This is a genomic window from Actinorugispora endophytica (assembly GCF_004363075.1).
Lineage (GTDB): Bacteria > Actinomycetota > Actinomycetes > Streptosporangiales > Streptosporangiaceae > Actinorugispora > Actinorugispora endophytica.
Genome location: NZ_SNYN01000005.1, coordinates 1 through 23,631, shown reverse-complemented (window position 1 = coordinate 23,631; position 23,631 = coordinate 1). Strand labels below are relative to the sequence as shown.

At 70.6% G+C, this 23,631-nt stretch carries 21 protein-coding genes; 10 read left to right on the top strand and 11 right to left on the bottom strand.

The genetic code is table 11. The features are described from left to right. Positions 1-58 precede the first annotated feature (58 nt). The 3 genes from EV190_RS08970 to EV190_RS08960 all read right to left on the bottom strand — a co-directional run bounded on the left by EV190_RS08970 (position 59) and on the right by EV190_RS08960 (position 4,427). Positions 59-835, bottom strand: a complete 777-nt coding sequence (locus tag EV190_RS08970) for an SDR family oxidoreductase (protein ID WP_133741031.1) — start codon at positions 833-835, stop codon at positions 59-61. Between the two features lie 113 nt (positions 836-948). Continuing rightward, positions 949-2,037 (bottom strand): acetate/propionate family kinase, encoded by a 1,089-nt coding sequence (locus EV190_RS08965; protein ID WP_133741030.1) that lies wholly within the window; start codon positions 2,035-2,037, stop codon positions 949-951. 5 nt (positions 2,038-2,042) lie between these two features. Beyond that, complete coding sequence (locus tag EV190_RS08960) at positions 2,043-4,427, bottom strand: phosphoketolase family protein (protein ID WP_133741029.1); 2,385 nt, start codon at positions 4,425-4,427, stop codon at positions 2,043-2,045. Between the two features lie 143 nt (positions 4,428-4,570). Here EV190_RS08960 and EV190_RS08955 point away from each other — a divergent pair, with 143 nt between their 5' ends. Next, positions 4,571-5,413: an SDR family oxidoreductase gene (locus tag EV190_RS08955; RefSeq protein WP_133741028.1), complete on the top strand. Its 843-nt coding sequence runs from the start codon at positions 4,571-4,573 to the stop codon at positions 5,411-5,413. 108 nt (positions 5,414-5,521) lie between these two features. Here EV190_RS08955 and EV190_RS08950 read toward each other — a convergent pair whose 3' ends face one another. Beyond that, on the bottom strand, positions 5,522-7,120 hold the full coding sequence (locus tag EV190_RS08950; RefSeq protein WP_133741027.1) for an alpha/beta hydrolase: 1,599 nt from the start codon (positions 7,118-7,120) through the stop codon (positions 5,522-5,524). A gap of 289 nt (positions 7,121-7,409) precedes the next feature. Here EV190_RS08950 and EV190_RS08945 point away from each other — a divergent pair, with 289 nt between their 5' ends. The 4 genes from EV190_RS08945 (at position 7,410) to EV190_RS08930 (ending at position 11,589) form a co-directional block, all read left to right on the top strand. Further along, positions 7,410-8,045 (top strand): hypothetical protein, encoded by a 636-nt coding sequence (locus EV190_RS08945; protein ID WP_133741026.1) that lies wholly within the window; start codon positions 7,410-7,412, stop codon positions 8,043-8,045. 405 nt (positions 8,046-8,450) lie between these two features. Then, positions 8,451-9,248 (top strand): ANTAR domain-containing response regulator, encoded by a 798-nt coding sequence (locus EV190_RS08940; protein ID WP_133741025.1) that lies wholly within the window; start codon positions 8,451-8,453, stop codon positions 9,246-9,248. 143 nt (positions 9,249-9,391) lie between these two features. Beyond that, the gene (locus tag EV190_RS08935) at positions 9,392-10,120 is read left to right on the top strand and encodes a response regulator transcription factor (RefSeq protein ID WP_133741024.1); all 729 of its coding nucleotides are present in this window, start codon (positions 9,392-9,394) and stop codon (positions 10,118-10,120) included. After that, positions 10,117-11,589, top strand: a complete 1,473-nt coding sequence (locus EV190_RS08930) for a sensor histidine kinase (protein WP_133741023.1) — start codon at positions 10,117-10,119, stop codon at positions 11,587-11,589. Before EV190_RS08935 ends, EV190_RS08930 begins: the two co-directional genes overlap by 4 nt. A 62-nt stretch (positions 11,590-11,651) precedes the next feature. Here the strand turns inward: EV190_RS08930 and EV190_RS08925 are convergent, their stop codons facing one another. Genes EV190_RS08925 through EV190_RS08915 form a run of 3 tightly spaced genes read right to left on the bottom strand, consistent with a single transcriptional unit; the run spans position 11,652 to position 14,952 of the window. Next, complete coding sequence (locus tag EV190_RS08925) at positions 11,652-13,361, bottom strand: CotH kinase family protein (protein ID WP_133741022.1); 1,710 nt, start codon at positions 13,359-13,361, stop codon at positions 11,652-11,654. Positions 13,362-13,366: 5 nt separating this feature from the next. Further along, positions 13,367-14,053: a DUF4956 domain-containing protein gene (locus tag EV190_RS08920; RefSeq protein WP_133741021.1), complete on the bottom strand. Its 687-nt coding sequence runs from the start codon at positions 14,051-14,053 to the stop codon at positions 13,367-13,369. Further along, positions 14,050-14,952, bottom strand: coding sequence for a polyphosphate polymerase domain-containing protein (locus EV190_RS08915; protein ID WP_133741020.1), 903 nt, complete (start codon positions 14,950-14,952; stop codon positions 14,050-14,052). The genes EV190_RS08920 and EV190_RS08915 overlap by 4 nt, the downstream gene beginning before the upstream one ends. 202 nt (positions 14,953-15,154) lie before the next feature. On the opposite strand from EV190_RS08915, the gene EV190_RS08910 reads away from it, so the two are divergent. Continuing rightward, the gene (locus EV190_RS08910; RefSeq protein WP_394345505.1) at positions 15,155-15,544 is read left to right on the top strand and encodes a VOC family protein; all 390 of its coding nucleotides are present in this window, start codon (positions 15,155-15,157) and stop codon (positions 15,542-15,544) included. 125 nt (positions 15,545-15,669) lie between these two features. Beyond that, positions 15,670-16,881, top strand: coding sequence for a homogentisate 1,2-dioxygenase (locus tag EV190_RS08905; RefSeq protein WP_133741019.1), 1,212 nt, complete (start codon positions 15,670-15,672; stop codon positions 16,879-16,881). Positions 16,882-16,887: 6 nt separating this feature from the next. Here the strand turns inward: EV190_RS08905 and EV190_RS08900 are convergent, their stop codons facing one another. Both EV190_RS08900 and EV190_RS08895 read right to left on the bottom strand, forming a co-directional pair. Continuing rightward, positions 16,888-17,412, bottom strand: a complete 525-nt coding sequence (locus EV190_RS08900) for an FBP domain-containing protein (RefSeq protein WP_133741018.1) — start codon at positions 17,410-17,412, stop codon at positions 16,888-16,890. 428 nt (positions 17,413-17,840) lie between these two features. Further along, the gene (locus tag EV190_RS08895; RefSeq protein ID WP_133741017.1) at positions 17,841-19,040 is read right to left on the bottom strand and encodes a helix-turn-helix domain-containing protein; all 1,200 of its coding nucleotides are present in this window, start codon (positions 19,038-19,040) and stop codon (positions 17,841-17,843) included. 222 nt (positions 19,041-19,262) lie between these two features. On the opposite strand from EV190_RS08895, the gene amcB reads away from it, so the two are divergent. From amcB to EV190_RS08885, 3 genes are all read left to right on the top strand, one after another. Continuing rightward, complete coding sequence (gene amcB / locus EV190_RS08890) at positions 19,263-20,372, top strand: cyclophane-forming radical SAM peptide maturase AmcB (protein ID WP_243742460.1); 1,110 nt, start codon at positions 19,263-19,265, stop codon at positions 20,370-20,372. Next, entirely contained in the window at positions 20,373-20,540 is a 168-nt protein-coding gene (amcA, locus tag EV190_RS23355) for a multiple cyclophane-containing RiPP AmcA (protein WP_166655422.1), read from the top strand. Positions 20,541-20,609: 69 nt separating this feature from the next. Beyond that, a complete protein-coding gene (locus EV190_RS08885; protein WP_243742459.1) occupies positions 20,610-21,104 on the top strand; it encodes a pentapeptide repeat-containing protein in 495 nt (164 codons plus the stop codon). 239 nt (positions 21,105-21,343) lie between these two features. On the opposite strand, the gene EV190_RS08880 is transcribed toward EV190_RS08885, so the two are convergent. After that, positions 21,344-22,435 carry a hypothetical protein gene (locus EV190_RS08880; protein ID WP_133741015.1) on the bottom strand — a complete coding sequence of 364 codons (1,092 nt, stop codon included), beginning with the start codon at positions 22,433-22,435 and terminating at the stop codon, positions 21,344-21,346. Between the two features lie 15 nt (positions 22,436-22,450). Continuing rightward, a complete protein-coding gene (locus EV190_RS08875; RefSeq protein WP_243742458.1) occupies positions 22,451-23,503 on the bottom strand; it encodes a hypothetical protein in 1,053 nt (350 codons plus the stop codon). Between the last annotated feature and the right edge of the window lie 128 nt (positions 23,504-23,631).

Sequence of the window (23,631 nt, the reverse complement as noted above, 5' to 3'; positions counted from 1 at the left end):
CCCGGCCGTTCCGGGGTTCCGGCCGCGCCTGGGGCCCCGGAGAGGCCGGGACCGGCGGTCAGGCCCGGGGCTCGCGGTGGACCTTGTGCTGGGCGGCCTGGGCGCGGGGGCGCACCACCAGGAGGTCGATGTTGACGTGGGAGGGCCTGGTCACGGACCAGACCACGGTGTCGGCCACGTCCTCGGCGGTGAGCGGTTCGGCCACGCCCTCGTACACGGCCGCCGCCCGGTCCGCGTCGCCGTGGAAGCGGTTGAGCGAGAACTCCTCGGTGCGGACCATGCCGGGGGCGATCTCGATCACCCGGACGGGCTCGCCGCACAGCTCCAGCCGCAGCGTCGCGGCGATCACGTGCGCGCCGTGCTTGGCCGCGACGTACCCGCCGCCGCCCTCGTAGGGGGTGAACCCGGCGGTGGAGGAGAGCACGAGGACGGTCCCGTCCCCGGACGCGCGCAGGCCGGGCAGCAGCGCCTGCGTCACGCGCAGCACCCCCAGCACGTTGACGTCGTACATCGCCTGCCAGTCGGCGGGGTCGCCCGCCTCCACCGTGTCGCCCCCGACCGCGCCCCCGGCGTTGTTCACCAGCACGTCCACCCGCTCCAGGGAGGCGGCGAACTCCCGGACCGCGTCCGCGTCGGTGACGTCCAGCGCGTGCGCCCGCGCGTCGAGCCCCCGCTCGACCAGCTCCCGTTCGAGCTCCGCGATCCGGTCCTTCCTGCGGGCCGCCAGCACCACCCGGTAGCCCGCCTCGGCGAGCCCCCGGGCGGTGGCGGCGCCGATGCCGCTGCTGGCCCCGGTGACCACGGCCACCTTCGGTTCTCTCCCGGCCTGGGACATCCGCGCCTCCTCCAAAACGGTCGGAACCGGTGCCGCCCGTCCCCGGGCCCGTCGCCGCACCGGACGTTCGGCGTCCCATCATCCCGCGACGCGTCCCCGGGGCCGCCCCCGGGTCACGCTCCCAGGACCGCGCGCACCTCCTCCGCGATCCGGAGGTCCTCGCGGGCGGCCAGGACGAGGACGCGCGCCCGCGCGCCCTCGGCGGTGACGTCGGCGTCGGGCCGGGCCTCCGCGTTGGCCGCCTCGTCCAGGCGGACGCCCAGGAAGGCCAGCCCCTCGACGGCGCGCGAGCGCACCAGGGCGTTGTGCTCGCCGACGCCCCCGGTGAAGACGAGGGTGTCCAGGCCGCCCAGGGCCGCGGCCATCGCGGCGATCCCGGCGCGCAGGCGGTGCAGGTAGACGTCCAGCGCCAGTCGCGCGTCGGCGTCGCCCGCCCCGACGCGCGCGACGACCTCGCGCATGTCGCCGGTGCCCGCCAGCCCGGCCAGCCCGCTGCGGTGCTCCAGCCCGTCCCTGAGCTCGTCGTACCCCAGGCGCCCCTCTCCCAGCAGCCACAGGACCAGCCCCGGGTCGATGTCGCCGCCCCGGGTCGCCATCACCAGCCCCTCCATCGGGGTGAAGCCCATGGTGGTGTCCGCGCAGAGGCCGTCGCGCACCGCGGCCAGGGAGGCCCCCGCGCCCAGGTGCGCGGTGACGACCCGGCCGGGGTCGATCCCGGTCAGCTCGCCCGCGCGGCGGGCCGCGTAGGCGTGCGAGAGCCCGTGGAAGCCGTAGCGGCGCGGCGCGAAGCGGGCGCGCCAGGCGGCGGGCAGCGCGTAGGTGGCGGCGGCGGGGGGCAGGGCGCTGTGGAACGCGGTGTCGAAGCAGGCCACCTGCGGGACGTCGGGCAGCAGGTCGCGCAGCATGTCGATCCCCGCCAGCGCCCTGGGCTGGTGCAGCGGGGCGAGTTCGGTGAGCGCGCGGAGCCGTTCGAGGACCCGGTCGTCGACGCGCACGGGCGCGTCGTGGTGGGGCCCGCCGTGGACGACGCGGTGCCCGACCGCGTCGAAGGGCCCGAACCCGGCCAGCGCGCGGGCCGTCTCCCCGGTGGGCGCCTCCTCCCCGGTGGCCTCGATGTCGCGCTGCTCCAGCAGTTCGTCGTCCGGGCCCAGCAGCCGGAGCTTGACGCTGGTGGACCCGGTGTTGACCACGAGTACGCGCATCGGCCTCAGCGCTCCCAGGTCCAGTCGCGGATGTCGGGGGCGTCCTCGCCGTGCTCGCGGGTGTGGGCGCGGCAGCGCAGCCGCTCGTCCAGCATGCGCTGGCGCAGTCCCGCGGCGCGGACCCCCAGTCCGGGCACCCGGTCGATGACGTCCATCACCAGGTGGAAGCGGTCCAGGTCGTTGAGCATCACCATGTCGAAGGGGGTGGTCGTGGTGCCCTCCTCCTTGTATCCGCGCACGTGCAGGTTGGCGTGGCCGGTGCGGCGGTAGGTGAGCCGGTGGACGAGCCACGGGTAGCCGTGGAAGGCGAAGACCACCGGCTTGTCGGGGGTGAACAGCGCGTCGTACTGGCGGTCGCTCATGCCGTGCGGGTGCTCGCCCTCGTTGGTCAGCCGCATCAGGTCGACGACGTTGACCAGGCGCACCCGGAGGTCGGGCAGGTGGCGCCGGAGCAGGTCGGCCGCCGCCAGCGCCTCCAGGGTGGGGACGTCCCCGGCGCAGGCGAGCACCACGTCGGGGTCGGCGCCGCCGTCGGTCCCGGCCCACTCCCAGATCCCGGCGCCGCGGGCGCAGTGGGCGACCGCCTCGTCCATCGGCAGGTAGTCGAGCCCGGGCTGCTTGCCCGCGACGACCACGTTGACGTAGTCCCGCGAGCGCAGGCAGTGGTCCGTGACGGACAGCAGCGTGTTGGCGTCCGGCGGCAGGTAGACCCGGACGATCTCGGGCTTCTTGTTGACGACGTGGTCGATGAAGCCGGGGTCCTGGTGGCTGAACCCGTTGTGGTCCTGGCGCCACACGTGCGAGCTGAGCAGGTAGTTGAGGGAGGCGACGGGGCGCCGCCACGGCAGGCCCCGGGAGACCTTGAGCCATTTGGCGTGCTGGTTCAGCATCGAGTCCACGATGTGCGCGAACGCCTCGTAGGAGTTGAACAGGCCGTGCCGCCCCGTCAGCAGGTACCCCTCCAGCCAGCCCTGGCACAGGTGCTCGCTGAGGACCTCCATGACCCGCCCGTCCGGGGCGAGCTCCCGGTCGGTGGGCAGCCGGCCGGTGCTCCACGCGCGGTCGGTGGCCTCGAAGACCGCGCCGAGCCGGTTGGACCGGGTCTCGTCGGGGCCCATGATCCGGAAGTTGTCCGGGTTCGCGGCCACGACGTCGCGCAGGTAGCCGCCCAGGACCCGGGTCGCCTCCGAGGTGGCGGTCCCGGGGGCGGCCACCTCCACGGCGTGGTCGCGGATGTCGGGCAGGACGAGGTCCCGGAGCAGCAGCCCGCCGTTGGCGCGCGGGTTGGCGCTGATCCGGCGCTCCGGGCGGGGCACGACGGCGACCGTCTCCGGGCGGGGCACGCCGTCCGCGTCGAACAGCTCGTCCGGCCGGTAGCCCTCCAGCCACTCCCGGAGCAGGCGCAGGTGGCCGGGGTCGTCCCGGACCCCGGTCAGCGGCACCTGGTGGGAGCGCCAGGTTCCCTCCACCTGGTCGCCGTCCACGCTGCCGGGGCCGGTCCAGCCCTTGGGGGTGCGCATGACGATCATCGGCCAGCGCGCGTCCGCGACCTCCTCTCCGGCGCGGGCGCGGGCCTGGATCGCGTCGAGCCCGTCCAGGCAGGCCCCCAGGGCCGCGGCCATCTCCTGGTGCACGGCCGCGGGGTCGTCCCCGGAGACCACGCGCGGCTCGTAGCCGTGGCCGCGCATCTGGGCCAGCAGGTCGGCTTCGGGGATGCGGGCCAGGACCGTCGGACCGGCGATCTTGTAGCCGTTGAGATGCAGGATCGGCAGGACCGCGCCGTCGCGCGCGGGGTCGAGGAAGCGGCCGGACTGCCAGCTCCCGGCGAGCGGGCCGGTCTCCGCCTCCCCGTCGCCGACGACGGCCGCGACCACCAGGCCGGGGTTGTCGAAGGCCGCGCCGAAGGCGTGCGAGAGGGCGTACCCGAGCTCACCGCCCTCGTGGATGGAGCCGGGCGTCTCGGGCGCGACGTGGCTGGGCACCCCGCCGGGGAAGGAGAACCGCCGGAACAGCGCGGCCATGCCGTCGGCGTCCCGGGTGACCGAGGGGTAGGTCTCGGTGTAGGTGCCGTCCAGCCACGCCGTCGCCACGGCCGCCGGACCGCCGTGCCCGGGGCCGACGATCCACATGACGTCGGTGTCGCGCCGGCGGATCTGGTGGTTCAGGTGGGCGTGGACGAGGTTGAGGCCGGGCGTGGTGCCCCAGTGCCCGAGCAGCCTCGGCTTGATCTGCGCGGGCGCCAGCGGCTCGCGCAGCAGCGGGTTGCCGAGCAGGTAGATCTGCCCGACGGACAGGTAGTTCGCGGCCCTCCAGTAGAGGTCGATCCCGCGCAGCTCCTCGGGGCTCAGCACGCCCGTGGAGACGACGGGTCCGGTCCCGGTGCTCGCCATGGCCCTCCTTCACGTCGACGGGTGACACCGGCCCCCTACCCGGGGTCGCGGGAACCCCACGCGGGACCTTCGTCGGGAACGGCCCGGCCCCCGCCCCGGAAAACGGGGTGCGCGTCCCGGGGCTCTCTGCGATGGTTCCCGGCATGGAACGAGACGATCCGGTCCCCGTCGAGCACCCCTCCGTCGACGGGCTGGCACGCGACCCGCTCCCGCTGCGCGGGCGGACGGCGCTGGTCACCGGGGTGAGCCGGCGTGAGGGGATCGGGTTCGCGGTGGCGCGGCGGCTGGCCGCGTACGGCGCGAACGTGTTCTGCCACCACTACAGGCCGCACGACGAGGAGCAGCCCTGGGGCCCCGACGACGTGGCGGCGGTGCTGGACGGGGTGCGCGAGGCGCTCGCGGACCCGGCCGCGCGGGTGTCGGGCCTCAGCGCGGACCTGGCCGACCCCGACGCGCCGCGACGTGTCGTGGCCGCCGCGGCGGCCGAGTTCGGCCGCGTGGACGTGCTCGTGGCCAACCACGCGCGCAGCGGCGGGGACGGCCGCCTCCCCGAGGTCGACGCGGCGATGCTCGACGGGCACTGGGTCGTGAACACCCGCTCCGCGCTGCTGCTGGCCAAGGAGTTCGCCGCCCGACACGACGGCCGCGAGGGCGGGCGCGTGGTGTTCATGACCTCCGGGCAGGTGCGGGGCCCGATGCCGGGGGAGATCTGCTACGCGGCGGCCAAGGGCGCGCTCGCGGCGATCACCCCGAGCGTCGCCTCGGAGCTGGCCCGTCAGAACATCACCGTCAACACGGTCAACCCCGGGCCGGTGCAGACGGGCTACCTGACCCGGGACGCGCTGGACCCGCTGATGCCGATGCTCCCGTTCGGCCGGTACGGGTTCCCGGACGACCCGGCGCGCCTCGTCTCCTGGCTGGCCACCGACGAGGCCCGCTGGATCACCGGCCAGGTCGTCAGCAGCGAGGGCGGTTTCACCCTGTGACGTCCGGCGTGCGGGAGCTTCGTCGACGGTCCTGACGCCGGCGTTCCTCAGAACGGACTCGTCAGAACACCGGCGCCGAGACCATCGCGGTTGCGGTCTCCCGGGCTGCTACCCGGCCGGGTTCCGGGGGCGGTCGTCGAGCGCGTCGCGCATCCGGTCGGCGAGGCCCGAACGGGTGAACGCGGACGGCTCGCCCGCCTCGGCCCGGGGCAGCCCCTCGCACGTGGAGGCGCTGTCCGGCAGGACGCCGTTGATCAGGTAGTCGTTGACCTTCTCGGTGACGCAGTCGTACCCGGGGATCCCGAAGAAGCCGTGTCCGCCCTCGTCCTCCACGATGACCAGGCTGTCGCGCAGCCGCCGCGCCATCGCGGGGCCGCCGTCGTAGACGGTCTGCGGGTCGTACTCGGCCTGGACGACGACCCCGGCGGGGTAGCCGTCCCGTTCGATCTCGACAGGAGGCTCGGGCAGGGGGTAGGAGCGGAACGTGCAGTTGCTGGGCGCGGCGGTGTACACGCCGGTGCCGTAGGGGTGGTCCACGCGGTACTCGCGCATGTCGCGGTAGTAGGAGCCGAGCCTCTGGGGGTAGTCGGCCTCGCAGGCCACGGCGTAGTAGACGCCCGGCATGAGCTCCTCCCGGGCGCCGCCGACCGACAGCGTCACGGCCTGGGCCGCGTCCACGGACTCACCCCCTCCGCCCGCGCTCAGGGTGACCAGGATGTCCGCGAACAGGTCCCACTCGTTCTGGTACCGGCCCTGGACCCCGACGAACTGGTCGAAGACCGTGCGGTCCACGCCCTCGACGGGCTCCTCGTGCAGCCGCCCGGCGATCTCCTCGATCGCGGCGCGGACCTCCTCCGGGCTGTCGCCCAGGCCCGCCCCCTCCTCCGCCGCCCAGTCGGCGAAGCGCTCCACGTTCTCGGTGTAGGCGGGCGACATGGCCAGCCAGGTCTCGTGCCAGATGCGGTCGGGGTGCACCGACGAGTCGAGCACGCTGCGGTTCAGCCGCTCGGGGAAGAGCGTTCCGTAGACCGCGCCGAGGTAGGTGCCGTAGGAGTATCCGACGTAGTTGATCTTCTCCTCGCCCAGCACCGCGCGGACCACGTCCATGTCGCGGGCCGTGTTGGGGGTGTTGACGTGCGGCCGCATCGCTCCGGCCGTGCGGTCGCAGCCCTCTTCGACGGCCCGGGCCTCCCGGGTGAAGAGGCGGAGCTCCGCGTCGGTCGGCCGGGACGGCAGGGCTTCGCCGTAGCCCTCGGGGACCGAGCAGTTGAGCTGGGTGGAGTCGCCCACCCCCCGGGGGTCGAAGCCGATCAGGTCGTAGGACTCGGATATGGGCTGCCCCTCGTAGAGGGAGGGCATCCACAGCCCGTCCCCGCCGGGGCCGCCGGGGTTGAACAGGATGGCGCCGCGCCTGGAGTCGGGATCGGTCGCGACGCTGCGGCTCAGCGCGATCCGGATCCGGTCGCCGCCGGGATCGCCGTAGTCGAGGGGGACCACGACGTCCGCGCACTCGAGCCCTTCGAGCAGCTCGTCGCCCTCGTCGTCCTGGGGGCAGGGCGCCCAGTCGACGTCCTGCCCGTGGAACTCCGCCAGGCCGTCCCCGGCGGGCGCGTCGTCCGCCGCCGCCGCGGGCGCCGCCGCCACCGCGAACGCGCTCAGCAGCAGCGTCGTCCCGAGCGCGCCGCAGGCCGTCCGGGTCCGTCTCATGCCATCGGTTCTGATCACGTTCCGCCTTCCCTGCCCGTCCGGGAGGGTCGCTCCCGGGGCGAGCGCTGACCGACATGACGTGCCGACCCTAGGCAGGGCGAAACGATCGGGGGAACTGACAAAAGTCATAACCCAGTCGGATTGACCGATAGCGGTCAGTCACTGGACTGTCCCATCTGATACCGATATAGGCACACATCGGGCGGATGGGACTTGACAACCGGCCACGCCTGGCGAATGCTCGCGGGCAGCCCGACCCGGCTCCCCCCTTCACCCCGGAGACCACACCATGAACGACCTTCTGCTCGTCCTGGCGGGCGGCGCCACCAGCCTGGTGACCAGTGCCGTCGTCACCTGGTCGCAGGGGCGCTTCGCCCGCAGGGCCGAGGTGCGCTCAGCGGTGCGCGACTCCACCCGCCAGCTGACCGGCCTGCTCATCGCCGAACGGGACGCGCCCGAGAGCGCGTCCTCCTCCACCCTGGCCGAGGCCGAGATCCTCTCGGTGACCCTCATGGACCGCCGCACCCGCGAGTCCGTCAGGGACGTGATCCGGCTGCTCCGGGAGTGCGAGCTGCCCGAGCTCGAGGAGCTGAGCGGGGTGCGCTCGGCGCGGGCCCGGCAGATCCTGTGCGACCACGGGCTGGAGGTCCTCGGCGCGCACCTGCGCGGGGACAAGCTTCCCGCGGCCCCCGACGGCGTGCGCAGGCTGCTCGCCGTCGAGACCGAGGCGCTGAACATCCACGCGGGCGCCGCGCCCACGACCACCGCGCCCTCTCCCGCGCCCGCTCCCGCACCCGCTCCGGAGCCCGCCCCGGCCGGCGACACGGGGACCTCCCCCGCGAGCCGCAAGGTGCGCCGCCGCCCGCAGTCCGCCCGCACGAGCGCGAACAAGGAGTCGGACGCCGGGACCGACCCCCTGGACTGAGCGGCCACGCCGCTCCAGGCGGCTTCCCGAGAGGCGCGGACCGCCGCGGCGGCCGGTCGGCGGCGCCTTCCGCGTGCGCGGGAGCGCGTGTACTCGGTTGGATCGGGTCTCTTCTAGACTCGTGTGGAGGTCCGGAAGCGTGGCCTGCATTTCGGTGACCCTTCGAACATCTCCTCGGGCATCGTGCCACCTGTGAAAAGACGGGTCGGGGCACGGCTCGCGTCTGCTCGGTCCACGACCACCTCATCGGATACGCGGTGAGGCGGTCGGTGTGCGTCCGGCAGGCGTCGATCCGGCCGATGCCCTGTCAGAGTCCGAGAAGGACACCGGAAGCGGTCACCTGTGCCACGCGTTCGCGCGGCACCCGCACAAGCGCCTCGGCGCCGTGGAGACATTCCGGACCCGATGAGAAACAGTCGAGCGATCACCCCCTCAGCCGTCCCCGACGGCACCCCCGTCCCCGTGGACGATCCAGTCGGCCTCGCCAGGCACCTGGTCTCGCTCACCGAGGCCGTCACCACCAGCGCCGACGTCGAGGACGCGACCCAGCGCGTGGCCGCGATGCTCACCGCGGACCCGTGGCCGTGCGATCACGTCCACGTCACCGTCCGGACCGCGAAGAACGCCCCACCGGTCATCGCCTACAGCGACGACGTGGCCCGGCTGCTCGGTGACTGCGCGGGCTTCCTCGGTGACGAGCCGGTGCTGGCGGTCACGCTCCCGAGCCCCGACGAGGCGACGGAGACCCGGCACACCGACGGCCGCTGGCAGCGGTTCCTCGAGAGGGCCGCCGAGCACGGAGTGCGGGCGATCCACGCGGCCCGGATGATCACGTCCCAGCGCGCGATCGGGGTCATCACGCTCTACTCCACGGACGTCGAGACGCTCGAACGGGTGGGAGCCTCCCGGATCTCCACCGTCATCGACACCATCGCCCTGGCCCTGGAGCACAGGATCGAGGTGGCCAACCTCACCCGGGCGCTCGACACCCGCAGCCTCATCGGCACCGCGATCGGCATCCTGATGGAGCGGCACCGCATCGGGGAGACCGACGCCTGGCAGATGCTCAGCCGGACGTCCCAGCAGCTCAACATCAGGCTGGTGGACATCTCGCGGCGGATCGTCGACGACACCCGGTTCGACGGCGTGGGCCGCCCCGACCGGGAGCCCCACGTCCGCCAGGCCGCCGACGGGGAGGGGTGAGGCGGTCTCGCCGAGGGGACGGGGGCGGCCTCCGCGCGCCCTCCCCTTTCCCCGGCCCCGGGCGGCACCGCCTCTTACCGTGCTCTGACCCCGCGTGACTACGCTTGCGCGATCACCGTCCCTTTCCCGTATTGGTGTTCGCCATGCCGGATCATCGCCAACCGTCCGCGGCCGTGCTCATCGTCGAGGACGAGCCCAACATCCTCGAACTGCTGACCGCCTCCCTCCGACTGAGCGGTTTCACCACGCGCGGCGCGGCCTGCGGGGACGCCGCCGCGCACGCCCTGGACTCCTTCACCCCCGACATCGCGCTGCTGGACGTCATGCTCCCCGACCGCGACGGCTTCGCGGTCGCCGGCGAACTGCGCGCGGCCGTCCCCGGGCTGCCCGTGCTGTTCCTCACCGCGCGCGCCGGCGTCGCCGACCGGGTCGCCGGGCTGCGGGCCGGCGCCGACGACTACGTCACCAAGCCGTTCAGCCTGGAGGAGGTGGTCCTGCGCATCAACGCGATCCTGCGGCGGACCGGGACCTCCGCCGGGGGCGGGCCGGGGCGCGGGGAACCGCTGCGCTACGCCGACCTGGAGCTGGACGAGGACCTGCACGAGGTGCGCCGCGCCGGACGCGCCATCCGGCTCTCCCCCACCGAGTTCAACCTGCTGCGCTACCTGATGGCCAACGCCGAGAGCGTGCTCAGCAAACCCCAGATCATGGACCGGGTGTGGGGCCAGGACGCGGGGGACAGCAGGGTGGTGGAGTCCTACATCAGCTACCTGCGCCGCAAGATCGACGCGGCGGGCGAACCGCTCATCCACACCGTCTGGGGGGTGGGCTACAGCCTGCGCCTGGCCGGGGCGCGGACGGCGGTCGGATGAGGCGCCTGCCGGGGCGGCCGCGCCCGCGCACCCTGCGCGGGCGGCTCGTGGCGGTCGTGCTGTGCCTGACCGCCGTGTGCCTGGTCGCGTTCAGCGTCACCGGGGCGGTGCTGCTGCGCGGCTCGCTCCTCGGCGACCTCGACTCCCGGCTGCTCGAACTCGCGCGCCCCATCGCCATGGGCCCTCCCCCCGACGCCCCGGTCCACGGTCCCGACCCCGGGCCGATGACGCCCACCGACTACCGGGTCCTGGCCCTGGACGCCGACGGCGGGGTCGAGTGGAGCACCGGGCGGGACGGCGAGGGCGGCCCCGACACCTCCGGGGCCGATCCGGCTGCCCTCGCCGCGAACGAGCCGTTCACCCTGCCCGACGCGTCCGACGGCGCCGACTGGCGCGCCGTGGCCGTGCGCGCCTCCGACGGCGGGGTGGTGCTGGTCGCCCGGTCGCTCGCCGAGATCGACTACACCCTCACCCGGCTGGCGGCCATCGAGGCCGCGATCGGGACCGCGCTGCTGCTGGTGCTGGGCGCGGGCGCGGTCAGCGCCGTCCGGTTCCAGCTGCGCCCCCTGGACCGGATCGGGCGCACCGCCGAGGCGATCGCGGGCGGCGCCCTCGACGCGAGGGTCTCCGACCCCGATCCGCGTACCGAGACCGGCCGGCTCGCGATCTCCCTCAACACGATGCTGGCCGAACTGGCCAAGGCGATGGACGAGCGCGCCCGCTCGGAGGAGCAGATGCGCCAGTTCGTCGCCGACGCCTCGCACGAGCTGCGCACCCCGCTGGCCTCGGTGCGCGGCTTCGCCGAACTGCACCGCCAGAGCCGGGAGCGGGGGACTCCGGCGCCGCCCGAGAGCGTGGACCGGTGGATGGAGCGGATCGAGTGCGAGGCAGCCCGGATGGGGCTCCTCGTGGAGGACCTGCTGATGCTGGCCCGCTTCGACGTCGAACCCGAGCTGGAGTCGTGCGACGTGGACCTGGCGCGGCTCGCCCGGGACGCGGCCGCCGACGCCCGCGCCCGCGCCCCGCTGACCCCCGTCGAGGTGGCCGCCGACGACTCCGTCCGGATCGTGGGCGACGAGCGCCGGCTCCGCCAGGTGCTGGCCAACCTCATCGGCAACAGCCTCGTCCACACCCCCGAGGGGACCCCGGTGCGCGTGGTCGTCGAGCGGACCACCGACGTCGGGCCGCGCCCGGGCGCGGCGGTCTCGGGCGCCCTGCCCGACGGGGTGCGCGCGGCCGTGTCCGTCACCGTCCACGACGAGGGCCCGGGGGTCGGGCGGGCCCAGGTCGCGCGGGTCTTCGACCGCTTCTACCGGGTGGACCCGGGCCGCTCCCGCGACAAGGGCGGGAGCGGCCTGGGCCTGGCCATCTCCGCGGCGATCGTGGCGGCGCACCAGGGCCGCATCGAGATGGCGAGCCTCCCCGGCCGCGGCACCGACGTCACGGTGCTGCTGCCGCTGGAGTACTGACCGGCGGCCGCGACGCCGGCGCTCCCCGGAACGGACCCGTCGGAACGCCGGTGTCGCGGTCGTCATGGTCCCGTGCTCGCGGTGACCGCCTCGTCCGCCGCCAGGGCCTCGGTGCGCCGGGCCACCAGGGCGCGCAGCTCGTCGGCGTCGGCGGCGAGCGCCCCGGCGTCCACCCCGTCCACCAGCGCGAGCGCCTCGACCTCGGCGTCGACCAGATCCAGCGCGGTGCCGTCGGCGTAGACCTCCTGGTACAGCCCGGCGTAGGCCCGCTCGTACAGCTCCACGAACTCCGGGGTCGCCATGAAGCGCTCCTTGAGCGCGTTCCCGCCGCCCGGACCGCCGCCCTGGTCGTCCCCTGCCGCGCCCGGCGCCTGCCCGGCGTCGAAGCCCTCTGGGAGTTCGACCCCCTCGGGGAGCTGCGGCGCGCCGCCCTGCGCGTCCTGTCCTCCGGGGCCGCCCATCCCGCCGAGCGTGGCCTCGTCGCCGGAGCCCTGGTCGGCGCTGCCGCTGAAGGAGAGGTTGAGGTCCCAGCTGACCACGGTGAACCTCTCCTCGTCCAGGTCGTACCAGAGGTAGTAGTTGACGCCGGGGCCGTCGATGGCGTCGCCGTTGAGGATCAGGTTCTGCACGGCCAGGTAGCGGGCGAAGGAGTCCACGTCGAGCCGGTCCGGCAGTCCGGCGGCGAACTCCTCGTCGTCGGCGTCGGCGACGAACCGGACGAGGTCGATGACCGGTTGGAGGTCCTGGCTGCCCTTGAGGTTGACCTGTTTGAACGAGGACTCGTAGTCGGTGGGGTCGTCCCCCTGGTCGGAGAAGCTCCCGCCGCTCAGCGCCTTGTAGAGCACGCCCTCGCCGTCGAGACTCTCGTCGGTGTAGTACTCGTCCGGGTGCTCCAGGAGCAGCCGGACGGCGGCCTCGCCGCCGTTGACGGTGAAGGAGGAGTAGGCGTGGTCCTGCGTGGGGACGTCCGCCGCGGCCGTCACCTCCAGTGCGAGCGCCTCGTTCAGGGCGTACTCGGAGGACCCCGTCGCGGGGCGCACCGCCAGTTCGCGGTGCCCCTGGTACACGCGTCCCTCGACGAACTCGTCGAAGCGGATGAGCCACGGCAGGTCCTCGGGCGACTCGGTGGACAGGGTCACCATGCCGCCCATGCCGCCGCCGGGCCCCTGCCGCTGCCCGTCCTCCTGCTCCTCCTGCCCGGCCTGGACGTCCGTGTCCGCGGGGGCCTGCTGCCCTCCGGGCGCCTGCATCCCCTGAGGGGGCTCCATCCCCTCGGGCGGCTCCATCCCCTCGGGCGCGCCGCCCATGCCGTCCTCTGCTCCCAGGGAGCGCGTCTCCCCGTCGGCGTTCGTCAGGCCCTGGAGCGTGGAGTTGCCCTTGAGCCGGATCCCCACGCTGGGAACCAGCGTGCCGTCGATGGTGACGTCGGCCTCGATGTACTCCTTCTCGCCCTCCTCGAAGAACGCCTCGACCATGCGGTCGTAGTCGGCCTGGCCGTAGCTCAGCTCGACGGTGTGCGCGGTGGAGGCGTCGAACACGTCGACGGTCCCCTGGACGTCCTCGGTGACCACCGTCTCCGAGGTCCGGTCCTCGCTGGTCACGTAGGCGTGCACCCGCACCGACCCCGCCACGGCGGTCAGCGTGAGCAGGACCACGGCGGTCAGCGCCAGGAGCCTCCAGTTGTGGCGTACCCGGACCGGGACGCGGTACCTGAGCCGCTTGGGCGGCCCCGGCCGCGCGGCCGGGGCGTCGTGCTGCGTCGGTTCGCTCATGGCGGTCACATGTCCGTCTGGTCGTAACCCGTCAGGACGCTCACGCGCTGTCCGGCGTTCAGGCCGCGCAGCGCCGCGATCAGGTCACCGGGTTTGACGCCCCGCTTGAGCCGGGCCGTGTAGAACAGCTCCAGGAGAGAGCCGCCCCGGATGGACTCGGTGCTGACCAGCTCGAACTCGTCGGTGTGCCGGACCAGGACGTCCTCCACCGCCGGGGCGTGGTCCTCTCCGTCGGCGGGCACCTGGACCTTGACGATCTGGCGCTGCACGTCGAGGTGGAACCAGTTGAAGCGGTGCATCAGCACCGTCGCCAGCAGGATCGTCACGTCCGCGATGACCGCGAGCAGGTAGAAGCGGGTGCCGCAGGCCATCCCGATCCCCATCACCAGGAAGATGAACCCGACGTCGCGGGTCTCCTTGATGGCGTTCCGGAAGCGGACCACCGACAGCGCGCCGACGAGGGCGAACGCGCGTGCGATGTTGGAGCCGACCACCAGCATGATCAGCGTGATGATCATGCCGAGGACGATCAGCGTCTGCACGTAGCTCTGGCTGTAGGAGACGTTGCGGTGCGTCATCCGGTAGACCCAGGCGATCGAGCAGCTCAGCACGAACGCGAGGGACAGCGCGGCCGTGACGTCGAGGACGCTGAAGGTCCCCGAGAGGTCGGTCAGGTTCAGGTCGAGGTTCATGGGCGGGTGCCTTTCCCGGGCATGGCGGCGGCCGCCGCCTCGTGGGCGGGGTCGGGGACGTGGAAGACCGAGCGGGGCGCCCTGCCGTACGCCTCGATCGCCTGGCAGTACTTGGAGACGCGCTGGACCTGGAGGTTGTGGCGGGCGGTCAGGTCGGTGAGCCAGTAGGGGACGCGCTCGTTCGCCTTGACCTCCAGCACGGACCGGTCCGGCGGGATGATGAACCGGTTCTCGGACTCGGCCCCGAGGTCGAAGTCCCGGTCGCGGCCGCGCACCCGGTGGTCCATCGTGACCCGCAGGCCGATGTCGGCGTCGGAGCCGACGAACGCCTCCCTCTGGTAGCCCGTCATCGCGGAGGGGCGCAGGTCCAGCCGGATGAGCAGGTCGAGGATCTCCTCGACGAGCGCGCGGTCGCGCGGGTCGTGCTCGACCATGGTCCGCTGGTCGCACAGCTCGCGGGCGAGCCGGTAGGGAAGCGCGACGCGGCGCTTCTGGGTGACCCGGTTGACGCGCTGCTTGATCTCCACGAAGACCGGGGTGCCCTCGCCGACGCCGGAGCGGTCGCCGTAGTGGCGCACCCGCAGCTTCCGGCGGAACTTCAGCCCTTCGATCTTCTCCCAGTAGAACCGCAGGCGGGAGGTGTCGTAGTAGAGGCTCCAGACCCCGTAGGCGCCGCGGTCGCCGTTGCTGTCGGCGCTCATCCGGGCGGCGATCTCGTCGCGGAGCACCGGAACGGCGGCGGCGTCGACCAGGTACTTGATCTCGTAGCGGTTGAACGCGTGCAGCCTGCTCGGCGCCCGCAGCGCGTGCCCGGTCTCCCCCCTGCGGTCCGCGCCCGGCTCCGGCCCGGCCCGGTCCGGCGGCGCGCTCCCGGCGCGCCTGCTTCCTCGGAAGAACATCGGCGTCGTCCTCTCCTCTCTCGGGAAGTGATGACGAGGGAAAGGGAAGCGCACCGATGTCGGAACTCCGTGCCAGGAGTGTGTGAACTTCCTGGAAGCCCTCCCCCGTCCGGCGGCGGGGCTGCTTCCGCTGTCACCGCCGGGTGATAGTGGTCCGGGGACCGCCGGTGGAGCGCCCGCCGACCCGAAACCAGGAGGAACCATGATCAGTATCGCGGTGACCAGCGTTTTCGTCAGCGACCAGAGCAAGGCCCTGGCGTTCTACACGGACGTCCTGGGGTTCGTGAAGAAGACGGACGTCCCGGCCGGGGCGGACCGGTGGCTGACGGTGGCCCCGCCCGACCAGCCCGAGGGCGTGGAGCTGCTGCTCGAACCCAACGACACCGAGATCGCCCGGTCCTACCAGGAGGGGCTCTTCGCGGCCGGGATCCCCGCCACGACGTTCGCCACCGACGACATCCGGGCCGAGTACGCGCGGATGCGGGACCTGGGCGTGGTCTTCACCATGGAGCCGACCAGCACGGGCCCCGTCACCCAGGCCGTGTTCGACGACACCTGCGGCAACCTCATCGGCCTGTCCCAGGTGGGCTGACCGCCCCGGCGGGCCCGGGGCCCCGGAGGGGCCGGGTGTGGGGTCGGCGGCGGAAAGTTGGGAATCCTTCAGGAGGGGCGCGGCGCGCCGGGGCCCGTTGGCAACTCTCCCGAAGGAGCACGACGTTGGTCTACTACCGAAGACTGGGCCAGGTGCCGAAGACCCGGCACACCGCTTTCCGCGCCGACTCCGGCGCGCTGTACCACGAGGAGCTGATGGGCGAGGAGGGCTTCTCCTCCGACTCCTCGCTGCTCTACCACCGCCACATCCCGTCGGCGCTCGTCGGCGCCCGCGTGTGGGAGCTGCCCGACCAGGCCCTGACCCCCAACACCCCGCTGCTGCCCCGCCACCTGAGGCTGCACGGCCTGTTCACCGACGAGCAGGCCGCCGGCGCCGACGCCGTGCGGGGGCGCAGGCTCGTCCTGGGCAACGGCGACGTCCGGATCGGCTACGCCGTCGTCGGCGCCACCTCGCCGCTGTACCGCAACGCCGTCGGCGACGAGTGCGTCTACGTCGAGGACGGCTCCGCCGTCGTCGAGACGGTCTTCGGCGCCCTGCCCGTGTCCGGGGGCGACTACGTCGTCATCCCGCGCGCCACCACCCACCGCTGGGTGGTCGGGGAGGGCGCCCGGACGCGGCTGTACTTCATCGAGGCCAGCAGCCACATCGGGCCGCCCCGGCGCTACCTGTCCAGGTACGGCCAGCTGCTGGAGCACGCCCCCTACTGCGAGCGCGACCTGCGGGGGCCCGAGGAGCCGCTGCTCGCCGACGGGGCCGACGTCGACGTCTACGTCAAGCACCGCGGCGACGGCCCCAACGGGCTGTCCGGCAGCGTCCACACGGTTCCGCACCACCCCTTCGACGTGGTGGGGTGGGACGGCTGCCTCTACCCGTACGTGTTCGCCGTCGACGACTTCATGCCCGTCACCGGCAAGGTGCACCAGCCGCCGCCCGTGCACCAGGTGTTCGAGGGCGGGAACTTCGTCGTCTGCAACTTCGTGCCGCGCAAGGTGGACTACCACCCGTTGTCCATACCGGTGCCCTACTACCACTCCAACGTCGACTCCGACGAGGTCATGTTCTACGTCGGCGGCGACTACGAGGCCCGCAAGGGGTCGGGGATCGGCGTCGGCTCGGTCTCCCTGCACCCGGGCGGGCACGCCCACGGCCCGCAGCCGGGCGCCGCCGAGGCCAGCATCGGCAAGGACCGCTTCGACGAGCTGAGCGTCATGGTGGACACCTTCCGGCCGCTGCTGCTGGGCGAGGGCGGCCTGGCGGCCGACGACGGCGTCTACGCCTCCTCGTGGACCGGGGGGCGGTGGGTCAGCGGCGGCTGACGGGCGTCACCGGGCGGCCGGCGGGGCCCCGGCGACGTCGAACACCTTGTCCAGGAACATGTCCAGGTTCACCAGGGCGCGGGTGACCTGCTCGTCCATGGTGAGCGACTCCTCGTAGCGCTCGACCAGCGGCGACTTCTTCCGCCCGCGGACGTAGAGGGGGCAGGCGAGGTCGGCGCACATGTAGGCGCCGACCGTGTTCCCCTGCCTCCCGGCCGCGCCGACCTTGCGCGCGGTGAGCAGGGACACCCCCGTCCCGGCGTGCGCGGTCAGGCAGATCGAGCAGACGGTGGTCTTGGTCAGGCTCCGGCGGACCCCCGGCGGGACCCGCAGCGTGATCCCGGCGAGCCCGCCGTCCCGCTCGGCGACGATGTACCCCCGGTCCGGCGCCCCGGGGTCCTGCCACCCCAGGAAGTCCAGGTCGTCCCACGGCAGGTCCGCCAGCCCCTTGGGCAGGTTGGCCCTGCGCGCCTCCCCCTTGGAGCAGTTGACGAACGACCCTCGGATCTCTGACTCGGTAAGTGGACGCATAACGCCCGAAACTAACAGCTCACCGCCCCCCGAGTCGCCCGGTTTTCCCGTCCGTCACACCGGCCCCGGAAGCCCGCGCGACACTCACCCCGGTGATCTTGACGTTTTCGGGGTCTCGGAAGCGGTTGAGACCCCGAAAACGTCAAGATCGCCGAGGTGGGAGGCGGGTCAGAGGGTTTCGCGACGTGGACCTGTCGTCCCATCGGTGGACCGGCGTCACCCTGAACCGCTGCCGCTTCGTCGGCGCGCGGTTGACGGGGCTGGCCGTGTCCATGACGACCGGTTTTCAGCCGTGTCCCGAGCAGAGCTGGCGATGATCTTGAGCCTTCTGCCCGCTTCGGGGCCTGAAAGGGTTGAAAAGCCCGAGATCATCGCCAACTCCCCCACAAAAGATCACCGGTGAGGAAGGAGCACGCCCGAGAGTCGAGTCAGTACTTCACTCCCAACCAATCCGCGAAGTGGGCGACACTGGTGGAATTCCGGTGTTCGGCTGCTGCTATGGCACGGATGGTCTCGTGAACCTGGGGGTGGTAACGGGTCTGCTGAGGAGCAACTCTACGTGCGTTGTTCAAAGCTCTGAGGGCAGCTGTGTGATCGCCCGCCAAAGTCCACGCACGGGCGACGTCCTGCCAGTGGTGGCCTGTCCTGGTGGGTTTGACGTCTTCGGGTATACGTATCCGGGAGCCTAGCCGTGCGGCTTTCCCTGGATCCCCGGTTTCGAGTTCGACTGCCACCCGATGGATCTCGACATTGCCAGGGCCGAAGTTGGTGTCGTAGGCGGTGGACTCACGACCGACCACATGCCCGATCCTACGGGCCTCGGTGATGTGGTCTTCAGCCCGTTCCCTGTCCCGAGCGCGTGCGGCGAGAATCGCCCCGCGAAGGTGAGCCGAACCTTGCAGTGCCAAAGCGTCCTCATCACTGGCCCCGGCTGGGATGAGGTCGAGTGAGCGCTGGATGAGACGAAGCCCTGTGTCATAAGCGGCATGGGAAAGCAGAATGAGGGAGCGCTGCTGTATGGCGTGGGCGGTCAGCAGTGGTTCACCTGTTTTCTCGGCAGCCTGCTCCATACGGTCCAAAGCGCTTGAGGCCAGAGCAAGCCATCCAAACCGATAGGTGAGTTGTGCGGTGTTGCCGTAGGTGCGAGCTAACAACCGGTAGGCGTGCTCTCGTTCCTCCTCTGTGGCGGCGGACTCCACCGCCCCGGACAACTGCCGAAGCAGGACAGGGATGCGCGCCAACGCACGACGCCCATGGTCGCTTCGTCGGTCCTGTTGGATCGAAGTGAGAGCGGTCTTAAGTTCATCCAGTGATGGCGGTGCCACCGGTTCGACGAACGAGCCCTCGGCGAACAGGGTCTGAATTTCGGACATGCCCGGGATGCCGCCGTCTTCGTTGAGGAGGCCGCGGTAGGGCTGTCCGTAGAGTTCCGATGTCTCGATGCGCAGTGCCTTCGCGACTGCAGCCACCAGGCTGGGGGATGCGGGTTCGCGTCCCTGTTCGACCGCACGGATCATGCTCACGCTGTAACTCGCCCGCTGTGCGAGCGCCTGCTGGTTCAGACCGGTGACTTTGCGGGCTATGGCGATGCGCTCACCAACCGACACACCGGTAACAGACTTCGGCATGCGCACTCCCCAATGGCATCGACGACTCAAGCACCAAGCGTACGCAACCGGCTGACCTCGGGCAGTCTGACGGACTGTCACTTCGCTAACAGTTCGCGACCGTGTTCTTGCTTAACGTCAGACTCTCGTGCTGTTCAGAGCGTTTTCTTCGCTTCTTGCGAAGTCTCCCACCTCACAGCCCCGGAACAACGTTCTTTCACACCCCTTGCAGGAGGATAGAGAGTGGTGAACCGGCTGAGTCCCACGTTCCAAACGCTGGTCGTGCAGCCCACGACCCTTTGCAATCTGAACTGCTCCTACTGCTACATCAGTGAACTAGGCAGGAAGTCCCGTAGGGAGATGTCGCTTCCGGTCGCGCGAGCTCTTGCAGCGAGCGTCGAGGCGCAGAACAGCGACATGGTCGTCGATGTCGTGTGGCATGGCGGTGAACCGCTCACCACTCGTCGCGGGCATTTCCATGACCTTGTGGATGTGTTCGAACCACTCCGCCAAAAGGGATACATCCGGCACTATGTGCAGACCAACGCCACTCTGATTGATAGCGGATGGTGCGACTTCTTCTCCGAGTACGGCTTCCGTGTCGGGATCAGCGTGGACGGTCCCGCAATCGCCAACACAGACCGTGTCGACTGGTCTGGACGAGCTGCTTTCCCGCGTGTCATACGCGGTATTCAGGTACTGAAGGAGCGTGGAATCGAGTTCTCGGCGATCTGCGTGGTTACAGCGGAGACGATCACCGATCCTGATCCGCTGCTCGACTTCTTCGAGACCCTGGGGGCGGCCAGCGTCGGCTTCAACATCGAGGAGTCCGAGGGAGCCAACAACAACCGAGAAGTAGTGGCAGCGGGAGCCGTCCGGCGGTTCTGGGGGGCAATGTTCGATCGCGTGGCCGGTGGGAGTTCTCTGAACACCAGGGAGGCTGGGCGACTTCTGGGGTATCTCGCCGACGTGAAAGCCGGCCGCAAGAGGCGATGGACAAGCATGCCACATGATCCCATTCCGACCGTGGGGTGGAACGGCGACACAGTCCTGCTATCCCCGGAACTCCTCGGTGTCAAGGACGACAGGTACGGAGACTTCGTCATCGGCAACATCATCGACGAGTCCCTAGCCAGCATGATCGGCCGCGCCCACAAAGCCATCTACGTACGCGAATTCTTCCAGGGGGTTGAGGAATGCCAGGCGAGCTGCGCGTTCTTCGACTTCTGCCAGGGGGGGCAGGCAGGGAACCGCTACTTCGAAACGGGAGGTTTCGGAGGAACCGAGACGAACTACTGCCGAAACGCGAAGCAGGAACTGGTCATCGCCTTGAATGAGAGTCTGGGAGTCTGAATGTCACCGCTGGCAGCACTCGAAAGGTCCGAAACCGTTGTAGAACTGATCGAACAGGCCGGGACACCGGTTGCCCCGGTCAGCCAGTTCGACAACCGGGACACGTGGGACAACCGTGGAGGTGGCGGCTTCGACAACCGTTCGACGTGGGACAACTGGAAGAAGTAGGCGCATCATATGGAGACGAGAAGGGTTCGGGGGGCGAGGGTCCTCCTCCCCAGTGACGACGAGGCCCCTGTGACGGTCTGGCCCTTCGCCGACCTGCTGGAGCGCGAGAAGGTCGGCAACACCGGGTTTCGCGACGTGGACCTGTCGTCCCATCGGTGGACCGGCGTCACCCTGAACCGCTGCCGCTTCGTCGGCGCGCGGTTGACGGGGCTGGCCGTGTCCGGGGCGTCGCTCTCGGACGTGCTGTTCGAGGACTGCACGTTCGACTACGCGGTCCTGGACGGGGTGCGGGTCACGGGTGACGTCGCGTTCGTGAACTGCTCGTTCAGGGAGAGCGTGTTCTCCGGCAGCGACCTCGGCGGAGCGGTGTTCGACGGCTGCGCCCTCGGAGCCGAGTTCGACACGTCCCGTATGCGGGACGCCGACCTGCGCGGCAGCGACCTGTCGGGGCTCTCCGGACTCGCCTCCCTCAAGGGCGCCACGGTGGCGGAAGCGCAACTGCGGCAGCTGCTCGACGTGATGGTCGGAGAACTGCGCCTCACTGTGGCGGAGGCCGACGACTGAGGCCGGGACGCCCAACCCCTGCCCGGCAGCGCGGTCGCGGTGCCGGGCAGACGGGTCAAAGGACTTCGAGGCGGGTGGCGCCGGTTCCGCCCTCGCTCGGAATGATCATGGGCTTTCCGCCCTTCCCGGCCCCGAAACAGGCAGAAAGCCCAAGACCGTCAACGAAACCCCCACGCAACGGACGTCGTGGGCGCGGCCCCGGCCCCGGCCCGGGGGGGCGGGGGCGACCTCGAAACGGATTAGCGCGTAGTTCTCAGGGCCGCAGCGAGCAAGAACTTGTCCATGGGCCAGCGGTGGTCAGCCTCCCTAATCGCTTTCTGGACGTTCCTTCTGTCCTGCCCTGGTTCTTTTCCACTGAGCAGAAAGGCTTTCCGAAAGTGCGTGAATACGGTGGTGATCTGGGAGTCGTGTAGGTCAGTCGTTCGCCCGGATACAACCAGCGGCAGGAACCAACGGCGGAAGAGAGCACGTTGCCGGCCCTGGGGGTCGATATTCGTCATATCCACCGCTGCGGCAGGTATTCGGCCGTGCGGTCCGTAGAGCAGGCACCGTCCATCGGATTGCCTGAAAGGGATCCCGTAAGCCGCAATATTGGCGATGGCTTCGGACGTGGCCGTCATGACAACTCGTTTCGCGTCAAGACGCCGCATTTCGGCCATCGCGGTGACGTGTACGGCCGCGCGCGGGTCCAGGACCAGCCCTGGCAAACCGACCGAATCGAGATCGACTCCGTAATCCCTTTTCCGGGACAAGATGAGCCGTTCAGGGACGTCCGAAGCGATGCCACGCAGGTGCTTCGTGTTGTTCCCACCGTACAGATCAGCGGCATTGAGTACCGGTTTCCCTCCGAGGCGCGTGGCGATCAGATGCCGCTGGCTTTCAGCATGGAAACGACCACCACCGCAGCCCCCGCAGGCAGGCGGAGCGACAGCACCGGCCATATGCCCGCAGCGGGCACAGATTCGAATCTTCTCGCGTGCAATCTCCAGACTCCCGGTGGCCAGTCCTTCCCGGATCAGGTCCAACGCGAGTGAACAGACCGCGGGGTCCACGTCGGTAGCGGTCCTGACTGCCGTTCCAGCCCAAGGAGAGAACCGGTACTTACGTCGGATCTGGTCGGCCTCGAACTCAGCCCTGGTGATCGATCCCCGCAGTGGTCGATGGCGGAGGTCATTGGCAAGGAGGACGCAGTTCCACAGATGCCGTGCGGGTGGGTTCTCCAATAGGTCATTGAGAGCTTCAGCGATGAGCAGCCCGACGGCTTTACCGGGGGCGTTCTGAAAGGTGAAGGGGCCGTTTTGGATCGGACCGTTGACGAAGGCGAGGTCCATGCCGCTCCGGAGGAATCAGTCGATGAGGTTGGCGAGGTAATCGCCTTGCACACTCCACGGAGTAAGGGAAACACCGAAGCCGTCTCGGGTCCCTTCTCCGAAGTGCACCAGGCGGCCTGAAAGGTAGAGCCGGTCACCGACGCGGAACGCGCCCGTATGCGCACCGACCTGAGAAAACGCATGTGTGACGCGCGGAGCGAGCCGCTCGGGGTCGTCCACTGTCGCTCCCAGGACGTCACGCACACTGATGCCATAGACCGCCGGAGTCAACAGCCCTTGGGAGTGATCGGTAACCTCGGCGATGAGCTGGATCTCACCGATCTCCTTCATCGCACCGATACGCTGGGAGGCGGCGTCGGAGTCGGTGCGCAGTGGTTCGCAGTTGATGTGCGCTCCGGCCCCTGCGGTGATCCCTTGGAATTTGCGCTGCTCCTGCCGCATGAGAGCGCCGAATCCGCTTCCTACCAGATACTTGGCACGTCGCCGATACAGCTGTTGGGCTAGGGCTCCCTCGTAGGGAACAACGAGCGACTCGTCATCGAAGAGCCGTCGGGCGGCGCGGTAGCCGGCTTCCCCATAACAGACGAGGTCGATGTCGGAGGCCGCGGTGAAGCAGCCCACCAGGAACGACCCTGTGACACCGAAGAGGTCCTGGTCGCCGTTGGCCGTGATCGCCTTGATGATGGCGATGAGGTCTTCACCGACTGGTACGTGTGCTGCCTGGGCGGGAGCGGCGTGGAGCCGGGCCAGCGCCGCCCGACAGGAGTAGTGGCCGCGCACCCGCCCCTTGGGAACCCCGGTGATCACGCAACCCAGAGCGTCGGAGTAGACGTAGTGGTCGGCGTGATCAGCGAGGATACCGAAGGACTTGGGAACGACCGTGTTCTGTCGGTAGGTGCGTCCGAAGAGGCGCCGATCACCCAAAGGAGAAGGATGGTACTTGACGTAGCCGAGGTAGTGGGTGTCGGGATGAATGTCTCCGATGACCTTGAAGACCATGCCGTGGTCGGCCAGTAGGTAGTCGCGGTCTCGCACCAGCCCGATGTCGGTGAGTTCCGTGACCGTCATGTCCACTCCTGGGGGAGGTCTGCGCTGAACGCGCCTAGATCGTTGATGGGAAAATGTGTGCTGGTCAGTGGTCGTAAGCGATCAACGACCGCTTGACCGGGGCGCCGGTCAACCAGTTGTGCCAGATC